We start from the raw sequence: 23,243 nt of genomic DNA on the forward strand, positions 1-23,243 counted from the left end.
GCCGCTCCACCGGCTCGCTGGTGACGTACTTGCGCAGCTTGGCGGTGCCCAGCACATGCCACTCGGTGGTGATGTCCAGGCGCTCCTCGCGGCAGGTGATCTCCACCGGGCCGCTGGGGGAGGAGGCGGCGGGGCCGCCCTCGGGCTGCGCGCTGCCCGCGGCGGGCGTCGCGGCCGCGCCGGCCGGGGCGACCGACGGGGCCGCCGGGGTGTGCGGACGCGGTTCGGCGGCCTGCTGCGGCGCGGAGGGTGTCGTGGTGGTGGGCAGGGGCGTGGCGAGGGTCCGCACGGGGGCCTCCGGGGCGGGGTCGGACGGCTTGCCGAGGTCGGCGGCCGGGCTCGGGACGGGAGTGGGGGACTGGTGGAGGCCGAGCGGCTTGGCCGGATGCGCGGTGCCCGTGCCGTTGGTCGTGCCGATGCCATTGGCGGTGCCGGTGGCGTTGGCGTTGGTGGTGCCCGTGGCGTTGGCGGCGGCCGCGCCCACCGCGGCCGTGCCGGCTGCCGTGCCCCGGTCGGCGGTGGTGCCGAAGTCGAGGTCGGCCGGTTCCGAGCCCGAGCCGTCACCCGCCGACGGCCGGCCGTCCACCGGGGTGTCCAGCCCGTAGTAGCGGTAGAGCTGGAGCTCCTGGGCGGGCGACAGGTGCTGGCCGACGCCGAAGTCCGGTGATTCCTTCACCAGGGACTTGTCGTACGGCACCCTCAGCTCGTCGCCGGAGAACTCGCTCGTGGTCAGGGGGACGAAGGCGTCCCGGCCGAAGATGCCGGTCCGCACGGCCGCCCATTCGGGTCGGCCGGTGGCGTCGTCGAGATACACCTCGTCGATGGTGCCGATCTTGTCCCCGTTGCGGTCGACCGCCTTGTGGCCGATGAGGTCCCGGGGGTCGATGTCGGTCTGCACTCTTTCCTCCAGTGCGGTGATCCTGCGGAACTCCCGCAGGACGACGGCCGGCCCGCCCGCCCGGTCCGCCACTTCACACCAAAAGCCATGAACCGGACCCGCGCGACCGGGGCGGGGCCGGACGGGCGCGGCGCTGAGCCGTCCGGGGCAGGCCGGGCGAGCGGGCCCCGGCGGCGAAGTGACCGGACGCACCCGTGATCGTCGGCCCTCCCGCTGGTACCCTGGGCGCGACCGCCGAGCCCGCGCGGGAGAGTCCCCGGCAGTGGAAACCGCTGGTCGGGGCGCCGAAGGAGCAACTCCTCCCCGGAATCTCTCAGGCATCCGTACCGTGCGGGATAGGTCACTCTGGAAAGCAGGGCAGGAACGCGGGCGAGGGAGCCGGCGGACCCCACCCTCACCGACGGTGCAAGCCGGCGGGGCGTCCCACGGCGCCTCCGCGCGGGCGAAGCTCTCAGGTCCCGATGACAGAGGGGGAGGCCTGTCGGGTTCGTCCGACCGGGTCCTCCGCTGTTGTCCGCAGCGGCGAGGCAGCCCGGCGTGCGCACCCCCGCCGGTCCGTGACCAGGAGGCCTCGACCACCATGAACGCCCAGCCGAACTCGGGACGCCCGACCACCCCCGCGACCCTCACCGAGCTCGAACAGGCCAGCCCCTTCGAGAACCGCCACATCGGCCCCGACGCCGCTGCGCAGGAGAAGATGCTGGCCCACGTCGGCTACGGCTCGCTGGACGAGCTGTCCACCGCCGCCGTTCCCGAGGCGATCCGCTCGATCGCCGCGCTGGACCTGCCCGCCGGCCGCTCCGAGGCCCAGGTCCTGGCCGAGCTGCGCCAGCTGGCCGACCGCAACTCCGTCCTCCGGTCGATGATCGGCCTGGGCTACTACGGCACCTTCACCCCGCCGGTGATCCTCCGCAACGTCATGGAGAACCCGGCCTGGTACACGGCCTACACGCCGTACCAGCCGGAGATCTCGCAGGGCCGCCTGGAGGCGCTGCTCAACTTCCAGACCCTGGTCGCGGACCTGACCGGCCTGCCCACCTCCGGCTCCTCGCTGCTGGACGAGGGCACCGCGGCCGCCGAGGCGATGGCGCTGGCCCGCCGCGTCACCAAGGTCAAGGGCGGTGTCTTCCTGGTCGACGCCGACACCCTGCCGCAGACCGTCGCGGTGATCAACACCCGCGCCGTGCCGACCGGTGTCGAGGTCGTCGTCGCCGACCTGTCCGAGGGCATCCCGGCCGAGATCGCCGAGCGCGGCGTCTTCGGTGTGCTGCTCCAGTACCCGGGCGCCACCGGCGCGGTCCGCGACCTCGCCCCGGTGATAGAGCAGGCCCACGGCCTCGGCGCGATCGTCGCCGTCGCCGCCGACCTGCTCGCGCTCACCCTGCTGAAGTCCCCGGGCTCGCTCGGCGCCGACATCGCCTGCGGCACCTCGCAGCGCTTCGGCGTGCCGATGGGCTTCGGCGGCCCGCACGCCGGCTACCTCGCGGTGCGCGCCGACTACGCCCGCTCGCTGCCCGGCCGCCTGGTCGGCGTCTCCGTCGACACCCACGGCAACCGCGCCTACCGCCTGGCCCTGCAGACCCGCGAGCAGCACATCCGCCGCGAGAAGGCCACCAGCAACATCTGCACCGCCCAGGTGCTGCTCGCCGTGATGGCCTCGATGTACGCCGTCTACCACGGCCCCGACGGCCTGGCCGACATCGCCCGCCGCACCCACCGCTACGCCGCCGCGCTGGCCCAGGGCCTGCGGGCCGGCGGGGTCGAGCTGCTGCACGGCGAGTTCTTCGACACCGTCACCGCGGTCGTCCCGGGCCGCGCCGCCGCGATCGCCGCCGCCGCCCGCGCCAACGGCATCAACGTCTTCCAGGACGGCGAGGACCGGATCTCGGTCTCCACCGACGAGACCACCACCCGCGAGGACCTGGCGGGCGTCTGGGCCGCGTTCGGCGTCGAGGCCGTCGAGGTGGCGGAGGACGCCGACACCCTGCCGGCCGCGCTGCTGCGCGAGGACGAGTACCTGACCCACCCGGTCTTCCACAGCCACCGCTCCGAGACCGCCATGCTGCGCTACCTGCGCCGCCTGTCGGACCGGGACTACGCGCTGGACCGCGGCATGATCCCGCTGGGCTCCTGCACCATGAAGCTCAACGCGACCACCGAGATGGAGTCGGTGACCTGGCCGGAGTTCGGCCAGCTGCACCCCTTCGCGCCGGTCGACCAGGCCGCGGGCTTCCTCACCCTGATCCGCGGCCTGGAGCAGCAGCTGGTCGAGGTGACCGGCTACGACGCCGTCTCCATCCAGCCGAACGCCGGGTCCCAGGGCGAGCTGGCCGGTCTGCTGGCCGTCCGCGCCTACCACCACGGCAACGGCGACACCCAGCGCGACGTCTGCCTCATCCCGTCCTCCGCGCACGGCACCAACGCCGCCTCCGCGGTCATGGCCGGCATGCGGGTGGTCGTGGTCAAGACCCTGGTCGACGGTGACGTCGACGTCGAGGACCTCAAGGCCAAGATCGAGCAGCACCGCGACAACCTGTCGGTGCTGATGGTCACCTACCCGTCCACCCACGGCGTGTACGAGACCCAGATCACCGAGATCTGCGGCCTGGTGCACGAGGCCGGCGGCCAGGTCTACGTCGACGGCGCCAACCTCAACGCCCTGGTCGGCCTCGCCAAGCCGGGCAAGTTCGGCGCGGACGTCTCGCACCTGAACCTGCACAAGACCTTCTGCATCCCGCACGGCGGCGGCGGCCCCGGCGTCGGCCCGGTCGCGGTGCGCGCGCACCTCGCGCCGTACCTGCCGAACCACCCGCTGCAGGCGGAGGCCGGCCCGGCCACCGGTGTCGGCCCGATCTCGGCCGCCCCGTGGGGCTCGGCGGGCATCCTGCCGATCTCCTGGTCCTACGTCCGCCTCATGGGCGGCGAGGGCCTCAAGCGCGCCACCCAGGTCGCGGTGCTGAGCGCCAACTACATCGCCAAGCGGCTGGCCCCGCACTTCCCGGTGCTCTACACCGGCCCCGGTGGCCTGGTGGCGCACGAGTGCATCATCGACCTGCGCCCGCTCTCCAAGGAGACCGGCGTGACGGTGGACGACATCGCCAAGCGCCTGATCGACTACGGCTTCCACGCGCCGACCATGTCGTTCCCGGTCGCCGGCACCCTGATGATCGAGCCGACCGAGTCCGAGGACCTGTACGAGATCGACCGGTTCTGCGACGCGATGATCGAGATCCGGGCCGAGATCGAGAAGGTCGGCTCGGGCGAGTGGGCCGCCGACGACAACCCGCTGCGCAACGCCCCGCACACCGCCGCCACCCTGGCCGGCGACTGGGCGCACGGCTACTCGCGGCAGGAGGCGGTCTTCCCGGCCGGCGTGAACCCGGCGGACAAGTACTGGCCGCCGGTCGGCCGGATCGACGGCGCGTACGGCGACCGCAACCTGGTCTGCTCCTGCCCGCCGATGGACGAGTACGGCGCCTGATCCCGCTGCGCCGTCCGGACCGGACGGCGCACGGAACGGCATGTGGCAGGGCCCCGGCGGTGCTTCCGCCGGGGCCCTGCCCTGTGGTGCTCCGTGGTGCCCTGGTGTGCCCGGTGGTGCTCGGCTGTCCGTGCGGCTGCGGCTGCGGCCGGTGCGGCCGGTGCTGCCCGGGGCGCGGTCGGTGCGTCGCCCCCGGGTCGGCCCGGCGGCTCAGACCACGCTGGCGGCCGGACGGCGCGGGGCGATCACCCGGCCGTCGGGCAGCAGCTCGCCGGTGTCCTCGAAGAGCAGGACGCCGTTGCAGAGCAGGCTCCACCCCTGTTCCGGGTGACAGGCCACCGTGAAGGCGGCCTCGCGGTCCTCGGACTCGGCCGACGGACACTCAGGACGGTGCTGGCACATACGCGTACCCTCGCTTCGCTCCGCGATCCTCCCCGTGGTGCGGTGCCGTCGGATGGCCGGCGGGCGCCGCCGCGGCGGTCGGATCCTGTCCGGCGCCGGGCCAGGTGTGGACCGGCGCTCAAGTGGGTAGGACAGGAGGTCCTTCCACGCTGGTTCCCAGTGTCGGCATCCCGGGACCCGCGCGCAGCGATTTGGTGACACGCGCCACAACCCCCGGCCAGAGATCACCCGTTCAGGTGGTGAGCGGCCGGAATCGATGCCGAACGGGTCAGAGGTCCGACGGCCCGTCCGGGCCATGCCGGATGGCCCGGACGGGTGGGTCCGGACGAGTGAACCGATCGGGTGGGTTCCGACGTCGGGTCCGGAGGTCGGGTCCGGACCGGAGGTCGGCGACGGGTCAGAGCGCCCCGGAGGCGAGCCGCGCCGGATCGACGGGCGTGCCGAGGAGTACCGGGCGGGCGATCGGCGAACGGGCGAGCGGTCCCCGGGCCAGCACCGGCAGCAGTTCGGCGGCCGGGTGGGCACGGTGCGCGGTGACCCCCATCGGCGCCGGGGCCAGGGGGATCAGCAGATCGGTGCCGGGACCGCCGTCCGGACTGTGCAGCCACAGCGCCGTCGCGTACTGGCCCGGGAACGTCAGCAACCTCGGCTGGCAGCGGGTCCGGGAGGACTGGGCGAGCTGCCACGCCTGGCGCAGTGCTCTGACGGTCGAGTCCAGGTAGGGGCCGGCGGTGAAGTGCGAGAAGGTATGGCCCTCGGCCCCCTGAACCACCTCGGCCGCGGCCGCGACCTCGGTGCCGTCCTTGATCAGGAAGCGCCATCCGGTCCGGCGGGCGGCGGCGAGTTCGGCCCGCGGCCCGTCCAGGACGTGGACGGCGAGCGGGTGCGCGGGGAGGAGCGGCCCGGTCGGACGGCGCAGCGCGGCGGCGGCGGGCTGGCGCAGCGCTGTCTCCGAGTCGAGCGCGGCGAGCACCGCGCGCAGGGCACTGGGCGGGGGCTGGGGGGTCTGCAGAGTCATGGCAAGGTCGCCTCTCCGTGCGAGATCGGCGTGCGAGTGCGGCATACCGGCATGGCGGGTGCGTCGGCGGTGACGGGACCTGGGCCTTGTCCGGTTGGGCAGGATCGCGGTGCCGGCGTGGCGGCCGTCCTCGGGTCTCGGGCGATGGCCGACCGCGCCGTGGCGCAGTGCGAATTCTACTCGAACAGGTGCGCAGGGTGACCTGTTTATCACAGGCGGTGGCGTCGGGCAAGTCGGCAGTTGAGCTGAAACGACGTCAGTTCCCTTGCATTGCAAGCCATTCGACGCGTTCGGGTATCGATCTTCGGGGTGGGCATGATGCTTGCACGGTCGAGGGCCGGCCGGCTCAGGAGGAGGGGACCATGGGCGAGAAGGTCGTGGCGACTCGAGCGGAACTGTCGGACCGGCAGATGTACCGCCGCAAGCTCCAGTCCTGCCTGGAGACGCTCGGCCGGATGCTCCGCGAGGACCGCTTCGACCGTCCGAAGGCCGTGATGGGCCTGGAGATCGAGCTCAATCTGGCCGACGAGCAGGGCCTTCCGGTGCTGAACAACGCGCAGGTGCTCACCTCGATCGGCTCCGCCGACTTCCAGACCGAGCTGGGCCGCTTCAACATCGAGGTCAACATCGCGCCGCACCGGCTCGGCGGACACGTCTTCGAGGAGCTCCGCGAGGAGATCGACACCGGCCTGCGCTACGCCGACCGGAGGGCCGGGGAGGCCGGTGCGCGGATCGTGATGGTCGGCATCCTGCCGACCCTGGAGCTCGACCACACCGGGCTCGACGCGATGTCCCACAACCAGCGGTACAGCCTGCTCAGCGACCAGATCCTGGCCGCCCGCGGCGAGGACATCACCCTGGACATCGAGGGCGTGGAGCGCCTCGAACTGGACTCGATCACGATGGTCGCCGAGGCCGCCGCGACCTCGCTCCAGCTCCACCTCCAGGTGACCCCGGAGCGGTTCTCCTCGGTGTGGAACGCCGCCCAGGCGATCTGCGGGCCGCAGCTCGCGCTGGGCGCCAACTCGCCGTTCCTGTTCGGCCGGGAGCTGTGGCGGGAGACCCGGCCGGTGCTGTTCCAGCAGGCCTGCGACACCCGTTCGGCGGAGCTCAAGGCCCAGGGCGTGCGGCCGATCACCTGGTTCGGCGAACGCTGGGTGGACTCGGCCTACGACCTGTTCGAGGAGAACCTGCGGTACTTCCCGGCGCTGCTGCCGATCTGCGACGACGAGGACCCGGCGAAGGTGCTGGCCTCCGGCGGGGTGCCGCGGCTCGCCGAGATGCGGCTGCACAACGGCACCATCTACCGGTGGAACCGGCCCGTCTACGACGTCAGCGGCGGCGTGCCGCACCTGCGGGTGGAGAACCGGGCGCTGCCCGCCGGGCCGACCGTGGCCGACACGCTCGCCAACGCCGCCTTCTACTACGGCGTGGTGCGGGTGCTGGCCGAGCAGTCCCGGCCGATCTGGACCAGGCTGCCGTTCGAGCTGGCCGACGAGAACTTCCGGCAGGCGGCCCGGTACGGCATCGACGCGGTGTTCCAGTGGCCCCGCTCCGGCCGGGCCGGGCGCGGCGGCGGGACGACCACGATCTCCGCCGTCGACCTGGTGCTCAACGAACTGCTGCCGATGGCCCACCAGGGGCTGGACGCGTGGGGGGTGGAGCCGGCCGACCGGGACCGCTACCTCGGCATCATCGAGCAGCGCTGTCTGCGCCGGACCAACGGCGCGGCCTGGCAGAGCGCGACCTTCCACCGGCTGCGCGAGCAGTACGGGACGGACCGCTCGTCCGCGCTGGCGGCGATGACCCGGCGCTACATGGAGCACATGCGGGGCGGCGAGCCGGTGCACACCTGGCCGGTGGGGTAGGCCTCCCGGTCCGCGCCCGGGGCCCGCGCGGCGGGCTGTGGCAGGATGACCGCTCCGGTCCGCCGTCGTCGCCCGCCGGCGGCCGGAGCACCGTCCGCCCGCCGCCGTCCGCGCTGGAGCACCCCCGTGACGACCGTTCCGACCGCACCGGAGACCGCGAAGCCGACCCGTCGGCTGCTCGGTGTGGAACTGCTGACCGTCCTCGGCCTCTCGCTCGGGGCGAGCGGGATCGGCGCGCTGATCAGCTTCACCGGCTCGCTCACCGAGACCCTGAAGCTGGGCCAGCAGGTGGCCACCCTGAACGGCTCGCGCGCGCCCGGCCGCCCCTGGCTCGACCTGGTCTGGCAGCTCTACTACATCGGCCGCGGGCTGATGCCGGTCGTGCTGGTCGGCTATCTGCTGGTCCGCGAGGACGTGTCGCTGCGGGTGCTGGGCTTCGACCTCGGGCAGAAGCTGCGCGACCTCGGCCGTGGCGCGGCCGTGGCGGCGGCGATCGGCGGTTCCGGGCTGGTGCTCTACCTGGGCTCGCAGGCGGCCGGCTACAACCTGACGGTCGCGCCGTCCGGGCTGCCCGACGTCTGGTGGCGGATCCCGGTGCTGGTCCTCTCGGCCTGGCAGAACGCGATCCTGGAGGAGGTCGTCGTCCTCGGCTACCTGCTGCGCCGGGTGACGCAGCTGGGCTGGACGTGGCCGGCCGCGGTGGCGGCGAGCTCGCTGCTGCGCGGTTCGTACCACCTGTACCAGGGGGTCGGCGGGCTGGTCGGGAACATCGTGATGGGTGTGGTGTTCTGCCTGCTGTACCGGCGGTGGGGGCGGGTGATGCCGCTGGTGGTGGCGCACGCGCTGATCGACACGGTGGCGTTCGTCGGGTACGCGCTGCTGGCCGGGCACGTGAGCTGGCTGCCCACCGGCTGACCGGGGAGGGCACGGCCCCGGCCGGGTGCGTCAGTCGGCCGCCCGGTACTTGACCGAGGACATCGCGCCGGGGCGCGGCGGGCGGGCCAGCAGCCGGTCCACGTGGCGCCGTTCGAGCCCCTCACCGGGGTCGATCGGCAGCAGCACCCGGTCGCGCCGCCAGAGCGAGCCGCGGACCAGACGGGGCGGGATGACGTCGTCGATCCAGGCGAAGGGGCGGCCCGCCGCGTAGCGCAGCAGGGGTGCCCACTTGCGGGCGGAGAACAGTTCCATCAGCGGGACGCGCGGGTCGCCGGGCTGCGGGACGTAGCCGGTGAAGCGGACGAAGGGCAGCTCGGGCAGGCCGATCGCCGGGGAGATGTGGGTGTTGGCGTGTTCCTCCCAGAGCGCGGGGTCGCCCTTGCACCTCCGGGGTGCGGGCACGCGCTGCTGACTGGAGAGTGGAACCATGGCACGCAAGGTATCGGTTGCGGAGCCGACCCGGTACGTTGACCTGCTGCTTCGCAAGTCTCAGGTGGTGCGGGGTACGGCTACCCGGGACATCCTGTCGCTGAAGGCACAGGAGGTGAAGGGCCGGGCGTGGGCGAAGGACAACCGGTACGAGATCCGCCGTATCTTCCGCGAGAACCTGTCCGCGTACAAGAAGGGTGTGGCGCGTCCGGAGTTCGACGCGGCGGTGCACGCGCTGCTCGACGGTGACTCGGATTGCCTCTGGGTGTATGACTCCTCGCGGTACTCCCGCCAGGGTGCTGGCGACGTGCTCAAGATCCTGGACGTGCCGGGCAAGCGCCTCGTGTTCGACCTGGACCGGTTGGACACGGACATCCCCGCCGACCGTTCCCGCATCGTCGGTAAGGCGGAGGACGCCCGCGAGTACTCCCGGGTGCTGTCGGAGAAGGTCCGCGACACGAAGGCCCAGCAGCGGGAGGAGGGCAAGTGGCTGTCGGGCGCGCCGTACGGGTGCAAGGTCACGAAGAAGCGCAAGCTCAAGCCCGGTAAGTTCTGGGAGGTGATCGTACGCATCCACAACGAGGCCGCCGAAGGCTCGTCCAACCGGAAGATCGCGCTGGGGCTGACCGCCGACGGGTACCGGTCCTCCAAGGGCGGGCCGTTCCGGTCGAACACGGTCGGCAAGATCTTGCGCAACCCGGTGTACCTCGGATGGCAGGTCTTCACGGTGAAGGGGCACCACCACCTCTACCTGAACGGCAAGGGGAAGCCGGTGCGGGTGTTCGCCAAGGGGGCGGAGACCATCCCGCAGGAGATCTTCGACAAGCACCGCCGGATCGCGGCCGGGTTCGAGCGGCGCAAGAACCTGCCGACCGTGGAAGAGCAGCAGAAGACCCCCGAGCGGTCGCCCGCGTCGGGCCTGATGTGGTGCGACGGCGGCGGCCGTGACCCGAAGAAGGGCCACACGGCCACGATCCACGGTCAGTCGTTCCGGTGCGGCCCGCTCAACCTCGGCCTGAAGACCTGCCCCGATCCGGTGTCGGGGATGCGGACCTCGGTGGAGCGTGTCCTTGCCGAAGAGTGGCGCAAGAAGGTGACCACCACCAGCCCCTCGGACCCGGTCATGCTGGCTGTCGCGGAGGGATGGGTGGCGCTGTCCCAGCCGGAGGAGAGCGAGAAGGAGAGTGACGCACGGGGGCAGATCAAGCTGGCGGAGGAGGCCGTGGCCCGACTCGACCGGCTCAACGCCGCCGGGGCCTACCCGGGCCGCGACGGCGAAGCCACGTTCATCGCGCTGCGCCAGGCGGCGGTGGAGGACGTGGAGAGCGCCCGGAAGGACTGGGAGGCGGTCGCCAAGCCGATGGGTGACATCTCGGTGCTGATCGACCCGGAGCGCTGTCTGAAGCTGTGGGAGACGTCGGACGAGCACTTCCGTGGGCAGTTGCTTCGGCTGGCGATCGAGCGGGTGTACTTGAAGAAGGCCCCGTACTCGGGGGCGCGCCTGAAGGCGGACCGGCTGGGCATCGTGTGGAAGAAGCCGCGCGGGTGGAAGCCGCCGAAGGAGGAGTGGGAGGAGAAGCCCGGAGCGGGCGAGTCCTGAAACGCAAAATGGGCCCCCGGTCAGCACTGTGCGAACAGTGCCGGCCGGGGGCCTTGGCGTGGGTGGGACGGGTGTCACCAGCCGACGGATTCGATGCTGGTGGCGAGGTCGAGTGCGATGTGCTCCGGGAGGGGGACGACCGTTCGGGTGATCTGGCCGGGGGTGCGGTGCTCGGTCTCGATGACGATCACACGCTCGCCTCCGGGGGTGCGGGCTTCGTAGGCGCGGGCGGCCTGGTGGACGACGGCGTGGGTCACGGTGAGGCTCATGCCGTCCCCTTCAGCAGGTAGTTCGCCATGGCGATCTTGGAGGCGACGCCGGAGTCCGGACCGAGGAGTTCGGAGGCGCGCAGGAACGCGCGCTCGCGCTGCGCGGTGGTGTCGTTCTGCGGGAGCATCGCGTTCGCGAAGGTGACCGGCTGCTGGGGCTCGGCGAAGACGGGCTGGGGGGCGGTGAGCTGGTCGGCCAGGACCGGCTGCGGGAAGGCGACGGGCGAGGTCGAGCCGCCGGCCACCAGGTAGGGGTGTCCGTCCTGGCGGGCCTGCTCGGCCTGGCGGGCGGCCTCCATCTCTCCGAGGCGTCGGGCGGCTTCGGCCTCCTCCTGGCGTACGCGCTCGATCTCCAGCGCGGTAGCGCGGGACTGGGCTGCGGCTTGGGCCAGGGTGTCGCTCAGGGAGTCAGCGACTTCGGGGTTCAGGTAGATGGACACCATGGTCTGGCCGGAGTTGACCAGGAGACCGATGTCGCCTTCGCCGTCCACGTGGGTGCGGGCGTAGTCGCGGGGCCCGTCGTACTTGCAGGGGAACCGCTGCTCGTCCAGGTGGACGGTGTGCTGCTCAGGGGTGGTCGTCATCGGTGTTCTCTCCGGTGGGCGGGGTCAGGTAGTTGGCGATGCGCAGGACGGCGCTCACCCGGGCGTCGAGCGGCTGGTCTTGGTAGCCGCGCTGGTTGGTGGCCATCTGGGTGACGGTCTGCTGGGCGAGGGCCAGGGCCTCGGTGCGGGTCATGGCTTCTCCCAGTGGGAGTCGATCCCGAACAGGGGCGGCGGCGCGGGGCGGTCATAGAGCCCGCCGGCCGCCTGCTTGGGGGCGGAGACGCGTTCGACCTTGGCCTCGCGTTCCAGGACGCTGGCCTGGCGGGCGAGGTAGGCGGACAGTTCGCGGCACTGGTCGGCGTCGAGTCGGGCGGGGCGGCCGGTCTGCGCGCCGACGGACAGGGCGAGTACGCCGCTCATCCGTTCGTTGCGCACGCCGACAACAGAGCCGTGGCGGACGGTCAGGGTGGCCTTGTGCTCGGTGGTCTCGATCACGGTGTTCTCTCTTTCCTCGGTCAGGTGGCCAGGTTCAGGAACGCCTGGACTTCGCGGGCGGAGTGCCCGCCGTCGTAGCGGACGGTTTCGCCGTCGCCAGTGATCTCCAGCCGGTAGCCATCGCCGCCGTCGGGGGTGACGTGCAGGGTCGCGCCGCCGCGCAGGGGGAAGATGCCGACCGGGTTGTTCATCGCAGGTTCCTTCCGTGGGGGTTCGGAAGGGTTGAGCCGGGGCGGTTAACAGCGGTCCTCACGAGGCGTCCCGCAGCTTCTTCACGGCCCTGGACCAGGTGGCCTTGACGGTGCCGGGAGTCTTGCCGAGTGCTTCGGCTATCGCGGTGGCGTCGAGTCGGCCGTCGTCGGTGAGCATCGGGGGCTCGCCGTCGAAGCCGAACGCGGCTCTGGCGATGGCGGCCTCGGTCGGGGACATGGTGGCCAGCAGCTCGCCCGCCTTGACCTGGGCGGCTGTGGCGAAGCGGGCGGACGTCTCGGCCTCGGCGTCGCGGTCGACGATCGCCCCGGTGGCGTGCTTGCCGCGCTTGGTGCCGGTGACCCGGACGCCCTTGCAGCGCACTGCGTCTCGGCTGATGGCGATCGGGTTGAGGGCCAGGGAGGGCTGGAGGTCGGTGCACCAGCCCGCGGTGGTGGTCCAGGCCACCTCTTCCCGGCCGCCTCGGACCTCGGTGTGGACGCGGCGGGTGCGGGGGGCGGTGCCGAGCGGGGTGTACTCGACCAGGCGGTCAGGGTCCTGCGCGGTGGAGGCGTCGAGCGTGTTCTCCGGGACGCTGTCCAGCGGCAGGGGCCGGGTGAAGGACGCGGCGGCGAGGTCGGCCTGCTCGGCGGAGAACCGGCGCTTGGTGACCGGGTGGTTGACCAGTTCCTCCTTCGCCGCCTCGAAGTCGCCCTTGGAGCGCATGAGAGCACCCATGAACGCGCCTGCGGCGTCGCGGGACGCGTCGGGGGCGATCTCGCGGGTGGCGGCTGCGAGGCCGTCCAGCTTGGCCCGCTGGAACGCGTAAGAGGTGAACTCGGCGCGGTTGTCGGCGTCGACGTCCCATGCGTGGATCGCGCGCCAGAAGCTCAGCCGCATCTCCTGGGCGATGTCCTGGGCGGCCTGGTGACTGTCGCCCTCCATCTGCTGGGCGCGCTTGCGCGAGACGGACAGGGCGATGCCTTCGAGCCCGTTCAGGATCTCCTCGGTGGCGACGCGGCCCCGGTCGAGCTTGCCCACACCGGTCAGGGCGCTCAGGGGCTTGGGGGTCTGGGCGAGGGTGATCAGGGCGGGCGTGATGCAGGGGGAAGGCATGAAAGTTCCTTGGCATGTACAGGTCATATGGATGGGCGTGCGGCATCGGCGCGCGGCGGGCCGCAAAAGGGCATGGCGAAGCCAGCGGCCGGCGAGTCGGCCGCGTCAGGGCATGAAGAAGCCCCGGCGGGCTCGGCGGCCGCGTCGGGGCATGAAGAAGCCCCTGCCGGTTCGGGTCAGCCGAACGGCGGGGGCGGGCAGCGGTGTGACGTCAGGTCAGGCCGCGGAAGGTCCCCAGCAGTATCGGCAGGCTGCCGGTACCCCGGAGAGGGTGAGGCGTCGGGAGAACAGCGCCATGCAGCGGGCCAGGCGCGCAATCATGGCGCGCAGGGAATGGGTCCTGCGCGACGGGGGAAGGCTGATCCGGCGGGTGTTGAGCCCCGCTAAGATCGCCCGCACCTTCCTGGCGCGGGCGCGTTTGGCCTTCCTCGGGGGCAGTGCCTCCAGGCTGAGGCGGCTCCCGTTGGTGACGCCCATGGCGCGGCGGACGGCCAGCGCCTCGGCCGGGGTGATGGTCTCTGCGACCTCCCGTCGAATGCGGCCGATGCGGCGGAGGTGCCACTGCATGCCAGCAGCCCGGGACCATCCTCCCCGCCGCATCTATTACTCCTGGTCACCGGCCGCACGTCCCTTGGTGCAGCGTGTGAAATGAGACTAAACAGAGTCTTATAGGTGCTCAAACGACAGGATTACCCCAAAAAGGGTCTTTCGTCCCGATCAAGGTCGCCACCTGGTCTTTTGTAGGTAAAGTGCAGGTAATGTGACTTGTGCCTCACTTGCCGTGTTCACGTAGGTATGTCGCCCCTTGGTCGAGCCGGGCGGAGGAGTCCCCGAAGTGACCGAGGGCGGCGTTCTCCCCTCTGCACAACAGCCTTCTGACGGCCTGTCCGTGGGGTCTGTCGTGGTCGTGGTCCACGACCAGGCGGTCCCCGGCCACAGCCTTCTGCCCGCAGATCGCGCACCGCCACCGCTGGCGGCGGCCCATGGCCTCGTAGTCACTCAGCGTGATGCCGTAGACCCTTCGCAGCCAGGTGTCCCGGCGCTTGCGGACCACCTGCGGGTCGCGGTTGGCCTTGTTGTTCGCGGCCTTCACGCATGGCCGGCAGACGTTCGCCCGGCCGTTCGGCGAACGCTTGCGCTTGCCGAACTGGCCGAGCGGCTTCTCGTCGTCGCACACCTCGCAGAACTGGGTGTGCGCGCTCTCCGGCTCACGCCGCATAGGCCCACTCCTTCGGCAGCTTGTAGCCGTCCGCCCAGCTCGGCCCGTACACCTCGGGGTCCGTGTCCAGCGGCACGCCCAGCAGGTCCATCTTCATGGCCTCGGCGCACGCGCGGGCGACGTCTGCGGCCTCCTCCTTCGGAGCGGTGCCCACGACCTCGTCGTGCACCCACATGGTGAGGTAGGGGGTCAGGCCCTGGTCGTCCATCCGGATCAACGCCTGCCCCATGGTGTCGCGGGCGGTGGACTGGCAGGCGTAGGCGACGGACTTGTAGAGCTTGTCCCGGTCCAGGTGAAGCCTGCGGCCGGTGACCGTGGTCATGGTGCACCGCTCCGCCAGCGCGAGGCGCTGCATCTTGCGGGCCCACCTCTTGATGCCGGGGAACGCCCGGCTGTAGCGCTGGAGGGTGTCGCGCATAACGTCGATGCCCTGGCCGGTCTGCTTGGCCAGCGTCGCGGCCCCGCCCTGGTACGCGGTCCCCAATCCGGCGATCTTGGCCAGGGTGCGCTGGGCCTTGGTGTAGTCCTCGCCGAACATCATCGTGGCCGCGAACCCGTGCAGGTCCGCGCCGGAGGCGATGGCCCGGATCATCCTGGGCTCCTGGGAGAGCGCGGCCAGCACCCGAAGCTCGACCGCTTGCTGGTCCACCGAGAAGTAGGCGTGCCCCCGCTCCGCGACCACGGCGCGACGGATCTCCCACCCGTGGGAGGGGAGCTGTGCCATCGCCGGATCGGAGTGCGAGGCGCGGCCGGTCTGGGCGCCCAGCGGGTTGATCTTCGGGTGGATGCGGTCGAAGGCGTCGCGGTTGTTCAGCATCGCCTCGGCGTAGGACACGGACCACTTGCCCGCGCGCTTCGCCCGCAGTACGGCGTCCGCGAGGACGTTGGGCTCGCGCATCCCAAGCCGCTGCCAGTCCTGGTCAAGGTCGGCCATCGGCAGCAGCACCGCCTTGGCGACCGACAGCGCCCCGCTGTCCGTCTTCTCGGTGAGCCGTTCGCCCATCCCGGCCAGCGCGCCGGCCACCTGGTCGGGCGAGTTCACCGAGTCGACACCGAAGCGCGCGGCCACGGCCGCGAACTTCTCCTTCTGCCGTCCGAGCCGCCCGATCAGGCCCTCGGTGTACTCGGGGTCGATCAGCATCCCGGTGCGCTGGAGCTTCGCGCACACCAGCGCGAGCCGGTGTTCGTAGGGCAGCAGCGCCGAACGCAGCCCCTCGGCCTTGTAGCGGTCCAGCAGCTTGGGCAGCAGCCGGGCCACGAGTAGGGCGTCGAGCCCGGCGTACAACTCGTAGACGGGGTGCGAGAGGCTGATGCCCGCCCACCCGGTCGCCTTGGTGAAGCCCAGCCCGTTGAACACGCGGGTCAGGTCGCCCTGGGTGTCGGGCGCGGTGGGGTCGACGTACCAAGCGGAGAGCGGTTTGAGGGACAGGCCCACCCCGCCCTCGTAGTCGTGGCGGCTGTCCAGGAGATGGGCGGCCACCCGGGAGTCCCGGGCGCGCGGGTAGAGCTCTTCGAGCCGGATACCGAACTCGGTGTCGACCTTCAGCGCGTCGAACGCCAGGTTGTGCGCCACCAGGTTGGGCAGCGCGGCCAGGGCCTCGATCGCGGCCTCGCGGAACGGCCGGCCGAGTTCGACGGGGATCACCCACGCCGTGTGGGTTTCGCCGAACTGGACGAGGCGTATTCGGTCGGTCCAGGCAAGGCCCGTGGTCTCGGTGTCGAAGCCGATCAGGGTGCCGGCCGCCGCGTGGGTGGTCCACCAGGTGCGGAACTCCCGCAGATCCTCCGCTCGTTCGGGGACCTTGATGACGACCGGCTCTTGGGCCAGTCGGTACGGGTGTACCCGCATGTGCTCTCTTCCTAGTCGTTGGTGGTGTCGAAGATCCCCGGGCCGGACGGCGACGCCTCGGCGGCGAAGCGCACACCGAGCAGCACACGGCCCTTCGTCATGCGGTGCTGGCGGATGCCGCGCTCGTCCAGCGCGGAGATGAATCCGCGGCGGGTCCATGCCTTCTCGCCCTGGGCCTCGGACCAGTCGCGGTAGGCGTTGTAGGCGTCCTGGGCGGGGACGTGGCTCTTGTCGTCGCCGGTCTTCACCAGGACGTCCGTCAGGAACTCCGCCAGGGCGTCGCTGTTCTCCTTGAAGTTGGAGGTGGCGGTCTTGATGGAGTCGGGCTCCTTCAGGCCCTCGGCGTACCACTCCACGGCCCCGGCGACCGCCCAGGCGGCGATCCCTTCGGCCTCCTCACGCAGGTCGGCGAAGATGCCGTGGTCCCGCTCCTCCGGCTTGAAGAAGCGGTCGAACTTGATCAGCTTCACCCGACGCCACAGGCCGGCGTCCTGCGATCGGAAGGCCGGGGTGTGGTTGGAGGCCAGCCACAGCAGGAAGGTCGGCTGGTAGGTGAAGAAGTTCTCGCGCATGAAGCGGGCGGTCAGCTTGTCGCTGCCGGTCGCGCGCTTCAGCACGGACTCGCTCATCGGCTTCCCCGCCTCGCCCTCCGAGGCCATCACCATCCGGGCCCCGCGCAGCGCGGCCAGGTCGGCGGGGATCGAGCTGCCCCGGTCCTCGAACGTCTCGAAGCGCGTCGTCTCGGACAGCGCGCCGAACACGTGGCTGAGGGTGTCCAGGAACACGCTCTTGCCGTTCGCCCCGATCCCGACCAACACCGCGAACGCCTGCTCGGCCGTCGAGCCGGTGATGCCGTACCCGCACAGGCGGTGGATGTAGGCGGGCATCAGCGGCTCGGCGGGGAACACCTCGTCTAGGAACCGCAGCCAACGCGGGGCCTGCGCCTTGGGGTTGTACCTCCACGGCAGGGACTTGGTCAGCATGTCCGCCGGATCGTGCGGCTGGGCCGCGCCGGTACGAAGGTCCACCGTGCAGTCGGCGAACGACAGCAAGTGCGGCCGGTTGTCGAAGGCGTCCACTTCGCAGTGCACACCGCGCACCGACGCCAGCTCGCGCATGAGGTCGTCAATGCGTCGGGCCATGGTGAAGCCCTTCGACGCCTTGGCGAGCGGCAGCGCGGCGACCTGCTTCTCGTACTCGGCGTCCAGCGCGTCCCCGGCGAGCTTCAGCGCCAGGGCCTCGCGGATGACCGCCTTCTCCCTCGCCAGGGTCTCCACCATCGCGGCCCCGAGGTCGTGGGCGGCCTGGCGCACCAGCACTTCGTTGCGAACCCAGTGCGTCCCCGACCAGACGTGGAAGCCCACGCCGTCGGCGTACTTGATGCCGCCCTTCATGAACTGCACCAGGGCGTGGGCGTTGACGATGTCCGAGGCCCCGTACCGGGACGCCGCCTCTCGGTAGGCGGCCACCGCCTGCTCCGGGGGCAGCGTCAACGACGGCCGGTCTGGTTCGAAGGGGGTGGTCAGACTGTCGATGGCGTACGCCGTCATCGGTTCTCTCTCCATACTGCGTAGTCCTTGAAGCCCTCGGGCAGGATCAACTGCCGGGCGTGCACCTCCCGTTCGTGGAGGGCGGCCAGAATGGTCCGGGTGAACTCCCGGCCGGAGCGGTCGTTGTCACCGCACACCCGCACGTCGCGCCCCGAAAGGCCGGCGGCCAGCGCGTCGAGCGTGGCGGGGTCGTTGTTCAGCAGCGCGGCACCGCGCACCCCGATCGCGTTGTAGCCGTCGGCGACGATCGCCAGCGGATCGGACAGACCCTCGGCGACGACCCACGGCGCGCCGGGGTCCGGGCCGGGGAACACCCCGTACCGCTGCCACTCGAACCCGTCGGGGTTGGCAAGCGAAATCCACCGCACCGGGCAGCGCCCCGACAGGTCCCGGCCCTGCGCGCCCCGGGCCACTCCCGCGAAGTCGGCCATCGGCACGACGAGGCGGGGATACCGGACGAACGAGGTCGGAACCCACTCGGGGCACGGCTGCGGGCCGGGCCACCAGCGCAGGCCCAGCCGGTCCTGCTCGCCCCGGGGCAGGCCGAAACGTTTCTGCGCGTAGCCTGCGGCCGGGGCAGCGTCGTCACCGGCCGGCAGAGAGTCCAGCCACACCCGCAACGCCGCCGTCAGGAACGGGGAGACCGGCTCCGGGCGCGCCTCGGCGACGACCGCCAAGCCCTCCGGGTCAACGTTGAACAGGTGCCTCGGCAGGAGGTCCATCCCGGCGACGATGTCCTCGAAGCGGCACCCGGCCCGGCAGGCCATGCCCACCATGCCGCCGCTCTTCAGGTTGATCCACAGCGACGGCTTCCCGTCGTCATGGGCAGGGCAGCGGGCGACCCACTCGCCGGGCTGGTAGTCCCGCCACTCCTCCAGCCGGTCCAGGATCTCTGACATGCGCACAGCCCGCTCCTCAGCCGTACAGCCGCTCGCACAGCGCCTGCCCGGCCGGAGTGGCATGGACGGTCCGGTGGCCGTCCGCGACGAACATGCCCTCGGCCTCCCGCGTCGGCCGGTACATCGCCCGCCCGCCCGGCGTGTGCTCCACCGCCAGGTAGCCATCCGCCACCAGGGCCGGACGCAGCAGGTGATGCGTCACTCCGAGAGCCTTCGCCACGTCGTGCAGCAGGTAGCCGCCCGCGTTCTCGCTCGCAGCCCGCTGGGCCTTGAACGCCGGAGTGATCTCCTCCACCCGGTCGGCCAGCACCTTCATCTGCTCGGCCAGCGCGAGCACCGCCGCATCACGCGTCGGTGCCTCCGCCCGCTCCTCCACGTTCAGCAGGTAGCCGCGAACCTGCCGCGCCACCGGCGAGTCACGCAGCAGCATCCCCACCAGCAGGACCGCACGGCGAGGGAAGAGGGTGACCGACGGGCGCCCCCTGCCCAGCGGGTAGTTGGTGGACACTATGTCCACCAATTCACTCTTGCTCGTCAGGGTACGAAGTCCGTGGTCCTTCAGCTCGTCCTTGTGGCGCTGTACAAGCTTGTGGACGACCTCTGTGTCCACGTTGTAGAACGCGGCGACGCCAGCCCGGTCCACGTGGATGCCGTCCGGCAGGGTGGCCAGCGCTCCGACCTTGTCCAGGACATCGGTCTTCTCGACAAGCCCGGCACGGGCGGCAGGGGACTCGGTCAGAACCATCTCGTTGATCATGTTTCTCTCTCCTTGTGAAACTCAGTAACCAGCGGCCCGGAGGGCCTTGACGATCGCCGCGTGCGTGCGCAGCGAGGTGACGGCGTACCCGTCCTCGGTCTTCGCTCGGGGCCGCTTCACGTACGCGACCCCGAACAGTTGGCCGGCGTTCTTCGCCTCGGCCTCGGCCTGGCGGACGTAGGAGGCGAGGTCGTACGACTTCTCGGCCTTGCACTCTCCGGTGAAGGGGCGCACTCCGAGATCGCCGATGTCGGCCGCGCCCTCCTGGACGTTGCGGCGGACGTTGTCCCCGTCGGTGGGGTCCTTCCAGCGGACTGCGCGGTCGCTGTCCTTCCAGAACTCCCGGTATTGGCCGAGCTGTTCGTTCAGGTAGTCGGCCACCGAGGTCTCCCAGCTGGTGCCTTTCGCCTTGTTGCGGTTGGCCACTAGGCGGTCACCACCGTGAGCCCGGCTCCCCGGAAGACAGCCGTCGCGGCGGCCTCCCAGTAGCGGGCGAAGTCGGCCCGCTCGCGGGCGTCGTGGAGGAAGAGGACAAGGTCCCCGGGGCCTGCGGTACGAAGGTCGCCGAGCGCGGGGGCGATGCCCGCCCCGATGCGGAAGGTCATGTCTCCTCCGGCGGCCGGGGCTCGCGGAAGTCCGCGACGTGGGCGGCGTCGGACGCCCGCAGCAGCCGCGAGGGCCGCACACCTTCGGCGGCGAGCGCCCGTGCTCGGGCGTGCAGGAAGGTCCGGCGCTGCTCGGGCGGGACCTTCCACAGCGGGGTGGAGTGGTCGGTCAACGCTCAGCCCCTCTCCGGCAGATGGGCCCAGGAGGTCCGGTGGGCGATGTGGCGGCACGCGCGCTCGGAGATGTTGAACGCCTCCGCGAGAGCGGACAGGCTGGCGCCCAGGTCGGCGGAGCGGCGGATCGCGTAGACCTTGCGCTCGGTCAGCTTGGCCTGCGAGTTGCGGGTGCCGGCCGACGGCGGGCGCGGCGATTCGCGGAAGGCGGAGCGCATGATCTCCTGCGCCCGGTCGGTGCCGGACAGGGGGTTGATCAGCCGGGCCGGGATCGGCTCGGCGCTGGTCGGGGTCTGCACGGGGCTCTCTCCAGGGAAACGGGAGCGGGACCGGCCTCCGAAGAAGCCGGTCCCGCTGGTGTGGTGCTGCTGGGGGTGGAGCGCCGGTTAGAACGGCGGCTCCTCCTCGATCGCGGCCGACGGGCTGTCGGTGATCGCCTGCTCGTACGGCTTGATGACCTTCACCGCAGCCTTCTGGTAGTCGACATCACGGCCGGCCTTGCTCGTGTACTGCACCCGCTCGTTGATGAGGTGGGCGAGCGATGGGCCGCCGGAGCGGGCCAGCGCGCCCTTCAATGCGGGCAGTTCGGCGATCAGGGACCAGCCCGAGGTCTTGAAGCGGAAGCGGCCCAGCTCCAAGGCATGAGGCAGCGTGAAGTCGATCTCGATGGCGGGCTTGGGGCCCCGCTCTGCCTTCGCGCGGTCCTTCAGCTCGGCGATGGTGCCGGGGCAGCGGCACGGAACGCCGACGTCCTCCGGCGGGCTGAGGAAGGACCGGGTGTCGCAGTGGTGCGCGAGCTTGCCGTTCACCCACTGCTTGAAGTCCAGCCTCACGGCCTCGGGGCCGTCGATGACGACCTCGACCCGGTCGACGTCGGTCTTGACCGCCATGGCGTCCTCGGCCTCGGTCTCCCGCTCGTACGGGGTGCCGCCCAGCAGCTCGGCCACGGCCTCGGCGGTGGACGGCAGCGCGGTGGTCACCATCCACTCGTGCTGGGCGATCGGGAAGCCGCCGTCGGGGGCCGCCTCGTAGTTGCGGAAGACGCCGGCCAGGTCCGGCCGGGCGTTGGCTTCGGCGCGCTCCGCGCGCTCGGCCAGCTCCGGGTCGGAGGCGAAGATGTTGTCGAGTGCGTCGCTCAAGTGCAGTCCGTTCATTCGGGGGCGGGGCCGCCGGTCGGTCGGCCCCGTGGAGGTTGAGCCGGGGCGGTTAACACCGGCCCGTGGGGATTGAGCCGGGGCGGTTAACAGGCAGCTCAGGAGGCACGGCGGGCGGTGCCGGTCTGGTGGCCAGCGTCGTTCTTCCAGGCGACGCGGCCGATGATCCCGGCGTCCGAGGCCCGGTCCTCCGCGAAGCGCTTGCGCAGGGTGAGGAACCGGTCGAAGATCTCGCGGTCGATCTTCACCGGCCGGAACTCGGCCCGCTGCGGGGTGACGTGCAGCACCGCCCCTGCGTCGACCTTCGGAAACGGCACGATCTTGCGGTCCACCGTGATCAGGTCGTCCGCGTGGGCGTACGCGGCGAGCTGAGTGGCCACCGACAGATACACGCTCTTGGAGGTCTTCAGGTCGCCCAGGACGACCTTGCCGTTGATCTTGACGAGGAAGTCGAAACTGCCCGCGTACTCGTGCTCGCGCGACCAGGCGACGTCTTCCGCGTGCAGCAGCTCGGGCTGGTAGCGGTCCAGCCACGCTTCGATGTGCGGCACGTACGGCTCGACGTCGTGGTGCGGGTACGGGACCTCTTCACCGCGCAGGCGCAGCTCGAAGAAGTCGTGGACCAGGCTGCCGACGTCGGCGCGCAGCTTGGTGTACCTCTTCGCCGCGAACTTCAGGAAGTCGACGGCGGCCTGGCGGTCGCGGGAGGCGATGCGCTGGACGACCTCCAGGTCGGTGATGGCGGCCTCGGCCGCCATGCCGGCCGACCAGTTCTGGAGGAACGGCTTCGCCTCCATGTTCAACACCGACGTCACCGAGGGGGCGAGGTCGCCGCTCTCGGGGTGGACGTAGTAGCGCGAGCCCTTCTGGTGGATCGTGCGGACGCCTTCGGACATGGGCTCTCTTCTCTGTTTCGGGGCATGGGAAAGGCCCGCCCCGGGAGGGGACGGGCCTGGAAGTGGCGGGTGGTCAGGCCGCGGTGGTGAGCGCGGGCAGCGTGTCCGCGAAGCCGGGCACCTCCGCCTCGACGCGGGCATTCGCCGCCTGCTCGTCGGCCTCCCGCTCGTCCGGGGTCAGTGGGTCCGGGACGGGGGTGTAGATGAAGACGACGTTCTCGATCGCGGTTGCGGTGCGGTCGATCGCGTCGAAGCGCTCGCGCAGGGTCATTGGGCCTCCAGGGCTTCGCGGATTCGGGTGTGGAAGGCGGCCAGGGTGCCGGTGTTCGCCACGGTGACGTCGGCGTGCTCGGGGCCGAGCTGTTCGCTGGGGTGGTCGCCGTCGGCCCCGCCCCGGTCGATGAACCAGACCGTGAACCCCGCCTTCCGCAGGGCGGCCACCTCGTTGTCGAAGCGCACGTCGGTGACCACGGCCGGACTCTGCGCGGCGGCGGCGGACCGGAGGCACTGGTCGATCCAGAAGTCCGGGTCCACGTGTCGGCGGATGCCCTCGGTGCCGAGCCGCTGCAAGAGCCTGCGGGCCTCCGGGAACCTGTCCTTCACCGTCTCCCAGCCGTAGCGGTCCACCGCGTCGGCCAGGCGCACCGGGACCGGGGCGTTCACCCCCAGCAGCTCGGTGCCCACCATCGGGTCGATGTCGTAGGCCATCTGCTTGAGCGGGTCCGCCAGCGCGAGCCGCACGTACCCGTACTCGGCCAGGACCCCGGCCGTCGTGTCCTTGCCGGATCTCGCCCGGCCGATCAGTGCGATGTTCTTCAAGTCGGCACGCTCCTTCGTACTCGTTAAGCCGCACCGGTTAACAAGCTCCCGAACAGGCCCGGAACGCGAAAAGGC

27 protein-coding genes, 1 pseudogene and 1 riboswitch are annotated in these 23,243 nt (G+C 71.3%); of the genes and pseudogenes, 4 read left to right on the forward strand and 24 right to left on the reverse strand.

Annotated features, from left to right (window positions below):
• Window positions 1–514 precede the first annotated feature (514 nt).
• A pseudogene (locus BI06_RS48955) lies at window positions 515–898 on the reverse strand (PRC-barrel domain-containing protein); the annotation flags it as partial.
• 235 nt (window positions 899–1,133) lie between these two features.
• A riboswitch (glycine riboswitch) is annotated at window positions 1,134–1,237 on the forward strand.
• A 241-nt stretch (window positions 1,238–1,478) separates the two neighbouring features.
• On the opposite strand from BI06_RS48955, the gene gcvP reads away from it, so the two are divergent.
• The gene (gcvP, locus tag BI06_RS40880; protein WP_030397892.1) at window positions 1,479–4,379 is read left to right on the forward strand and encodes an aminomethyl-transferring glycine dehydrogenase; all 2,901 of its coding nucleotides are present in this window, start codon (window positions 1,479–1,481) and stop codon (window positions 4,377–4,379) included.
• 210 nt (window positions 4,380–4,589) lie between these two features.
• Here the strand turns inward: gcvP and BI06_RS40885 are convergent, their stop codons facing one another.
• Window positions 4,590–4,781, reverse strand: coding sequence for a DUF5999 family protein (locus tag BI06_RS40885; RefSeq protein WP_030397891.1), 192 nt, complete (start codon window positions 4,779–4,781; stop codon window positions 4,590–4,592).
• Window positions 4,782–5,178: 397 nt separating this feature from the next.
• Complete coding sequence (locus BI06_RS40890) at window positions 5,179–5,799, reverse strand: hypothetical protein (protein ID WP_051742888.1); 621 nt, start codon at window positions 5,797–5,799, stop codon at window positions 5,179–5,181.
• A 362-nt stretch (window positions 5,800–6,161) separates the two neighbouring features.
• On the opposite strand from BI06_RS40890, the gene BI06_RS40895 reads away from it, so the two are divergent.
• A complete protein-coding gene (locus BI06_RS40895) occupies window positions 6,162–7,667 on the forward strand; it encodes a glutamate--cysteine ligase (protein ID WP_030397889.1) in 1,506 nt (501 codons plus the stop codon).
• A gap of 126 nt (window positions 7,668–7,793) precedes the next feature.
• Window positions 7,794–8,582, forward strand: coding sequence for a CPBP family intramembrane glutamic endopeptidase (locus tag BI06_RS40900; RefSeq protein ID WP_030397888.1), 789 nt, complete (start codon window positions 7,794–7,796; stop codon window positions 8,580–8,582).
• Window positions 8,583–8,612: 30 nt separating this feature from the next.
• Here BI06_RS40900 and BI06_RS40905 read toward each other — a convergent pair whose 3' ends face one another.
• On the reverse strand, window positions 8,613–9,032 hold the full coding sequence (locus BI06_RS40905) for a hypothetical protein (RefSeq protein ID WP_199523447.1): 420 nt from the start codon (window positions 9,030–9,032) through the stop codon (window positions 8,613–8,615).
• Between BI06_RS40905 and BI06_RS40910 the strand changes: the two genes are divergently transcribed.
• Complete coding sequence (locus BI06_RS40910) at window positions 9,031–10,632, forward strand: recombinase family protein (RefSeq protein ID WP_043477101.1); 1,602 nt, start codon at window positions 9,031–9,033, stop codon at window positions 10,630–10,632. The genes BI06_RS40905 and BI06_RS40910 overlap by 2 nt on opposite strands.
• Window positions 10,633–10,706: 74 nt before the next feature.
• Here the strand turns inward: BI06_RS40910 and BI06_RS40915 are convergent, their stop codons facing one another.
• The 20 genes from BI06_RS40915 to BI06_RS40995 form a co-directional block, all read right to left on the reverse strand.
• A complete protein-coding gene (locus BI06_RS40915) occupies window positions 10,707–10,901 on the reverse strand; it encodes a hypothetical protein (RefSeq protein ID WP_043477103.1) in 195 nt (64 codons plus the stop codon).
• A complete protein-coding gene (locus tag BI06_RS40920) occupies window positions 10,898–11,485 on the reverse strand; it encodes a hypothetical protein (protein ID WP_043477105.1) in 588 nt (195 codons plus the stop codon). The genes BI06_RS40915 and BI06_RS40920 overlap by 4 nt, the downstream gene beginning before the upstream one ends.
• Complete coding sequence (locus tag BI06_RS51910; protein WP_158516526.1) at window positions 11,469–11,639, reverse strand: hypothetical protein; 171 nt, start codon at window positions 11,637–11,639, stop codon at window positions 11,469–11,471. The genes BI06_RS40920 and BI06_RS51910 overlap by 17 nt, the downstream gene beginning before the upstream one ends.
• Complete coding sequence (locus BI06_RS40925; protein ID WP_043477107.1) at window positions 11,636–11,941, reverse strand: hypothetical protein; 306 nt, start codon at window positions 11,939–11,941, stop codon at window positions 11,636–11,638. Before BI06_RS40925 ends, BI06_RS51910 begins: the two co-directional genes overlap by 4 nt.
• A 20-nt stretch (window positions 11,942–11,961) precedes the next feature.
• Window positions 11,962–12,132, reverse strand: coding sequence for a hypothetical protein (locus BI06_RS51915; protein ID WP_158516527.1), 171 nt, complete (start codon window positions 12,130–12,132; stop codon window positions 11,962–11,964).
• Between the two features lie 58 nt (window positions 12,133–12,190).
• On the reverse strand, window positions 12,191–13,246 hold the full coding sequence (locus BI06_RS40930) for a sigma factor (RefSeq protein WP_043477110.1): 1,056 nt from the start codon (window positions 13,244–13,246) through the stop codon (window positions 12,191–12,193).
• A 216-nt stretch (window positions 13,247–13,462) separates the two neighbouring features.
• Window positions 13,463–13,813 carry a hypothetical protein gene (locus tag BI06_RS40935; protein ID WP_043477113.1) on the reverse strand — a complete coding sequence of 117 codons (351 nt, stop codon included), beginning with the start codon at window positions 13,811–13,813 and terminating at the stop codon, window positions 13,463–13,465.
• Window positions 13,814–14,018: 205 nt separating this feature from the next.
• Entirely contained in the window at window positions 14,019–14,465 is a 447-nt protein-coding gene (locus BI06_RS40940; RefSeq protein ID WP_051742889.1) for an endonuclease domain-containing protein, read from the reverse strand.
• Window positions 14,455–16,314 carry a DNA polymerase gene (locus BI06_RS40945; RefSeq protein WP_043477116.1) on the reverse strand — a complete coding sequence of 620 codons (1,860 nt, stop codon included), beginning with the start codon at window positions 16,312–16,314 and terminating at the stop codon, window positions 14,455–14,457. Before BI06_RS40945 ends, BI06_RS40940 begins: the two co-directional genes overlap by 11 nt.
• An 11-nt stretch (window positions 16,315–16,325) precedes the next feature.
• Window positions 16,326–17,879, reverse strand: a complete 1,554-nt coding sequence (locus BI06_RS52730) for a phage/plasmid primase, P4 family (RefSeq protein ID WP_199523448.1) — start codon at window positions 17,877–17,879, stop codon at window positions 16,326–16,328.
• Complete coding sequence (locus BI06_RS52735) at window positions 17,861–18,763, reverse strand: toprim domain-containing protein (RefSeq protein ID WP_051742891.1); 903 nt, start codon at window positions 18,761–18,763, stop codon at window positions 17,861–17,863. Before BI06_RS52735 ends, BI06_RS52730 begins: the two co-directional genes overlap by 19 nt.
• 16 nt (window positions 18,764–18,779) lie before the next feature.
• The gene (locus BI06_RS40960) at window positions 18,780–19,520 is read right to left on the reverse strand and encodes a hypothetical protein (RefSeq protein ID WP_051742892.1); all 741 of its coding nucleotides are present in this window, start codon (window positions 19,518–19,520) and stop codon (window positions 18,780–18,782) included.
• A gap of 21 nt (window positions 19,521–19,541) precedes the next feature.
• The gene (locus BI06_RS40965; protein WP_051742893.1) at window positions 19,542–19,946 is read right to left on the reverse strand and encodes a hypothetical protein; all 405 of its coding nucleotides are present in this window, start codon (window positions 19,944–19,946) and stop codon (window positions 19,542–19,544) included.
• Window positions 19,946–20,125, reverse strand: a complete 180-nt coding sequence (locus BI06_RS40970; protein WP_043477119.1) for a hypothetical protein — start codon at window positions 20,123–20,125, stop codon at window positions 19,946–19,948. Before BI06_RS40970 ends, BI06_RS40965 begins: the two co-directional genes overlap by 1 nt.
• Window positions 20,122–20,298, reverse strand: coding sequence for a hypothetical protein (locus BI06_RS51920; RefSeq protein WP_158516528.1), 177 nt, complete (start codon window positions 20,296–20,298; stop codon window positions 20,122–20,124). Before BI06_RS51920 ends, BI06_RS40970 begins: the two co-directional genes overlap by 4 nt.
• 3 nt (window positions 20,299–20,301) lie before the next feature.
• Entirely contained in the window at window positions 20,302–20,598 is a 297-nt protein-coding gene (locus tag BI06_RS40975; RefSeq protein WP_043477122.1) for a hypothetical protein, read from the reverse strand.
• Window positions 20,599–20,685: 87 nt separating this feature from the next.
• Entirely contained in the window at window positions 20,686–21,438 is a 753-nt protein-coding gene (locus BI06_RS51925; RefSeq protein ID WP_158516529.1) for a hypothetical protein, read from the reverse strand.
• A 113-nt stretch (window positions 21,439–21,551) separates the two neighbouring features.
• Window positions 21,552–22,349, reverse strand: coding sequence for a hypothetical protein (locus BI06_RS51930; RefSeq protein ID WP_043477125.1), 798 nt, complete (start codon window positions 22,347–22,349; stop codon window positions 21,552–21,554).
• Window positions 22,350–22,422: 73 nt separating this feature from the next.
• Window positions 22,423–22,620, reverse strand: coding sequence for a hypothetical protein (locus BI06_RS40990; protein ID WP_043477128.1), 198 nt, complete (start codon window positions 22,618–22,620; stop codon window positions 22,423–22,425).
• On the reverse strand, window positions 22,617–23,168 hold the full coding sequence (locus BI06_RS40995; protein WP_043477131.1) for a hypothetical protein: 552 nt from the start codon (window positions 23,166–23,168) through the stop codon (window positions 22,617–22,619). Before BI06_RS40995 ends, BI06_RS40990 begins: the two co-directional genes overlap by 4 nt.
• Window positions 23,169–23,243 lie beyond the last annotated feature (75 nt).

Origin of the sequence: Kitasatospora sp. MBT66, from assembly GCF_000710405.2 — a bacterium.
Taxonomy (GTDB): domain Bacteria; phylum Actinomycetota; class Actinomycetes; order Streptomycetales; family Streptomycetaceae; genus Kitasatospora; species Kitasatospora purpeofusca.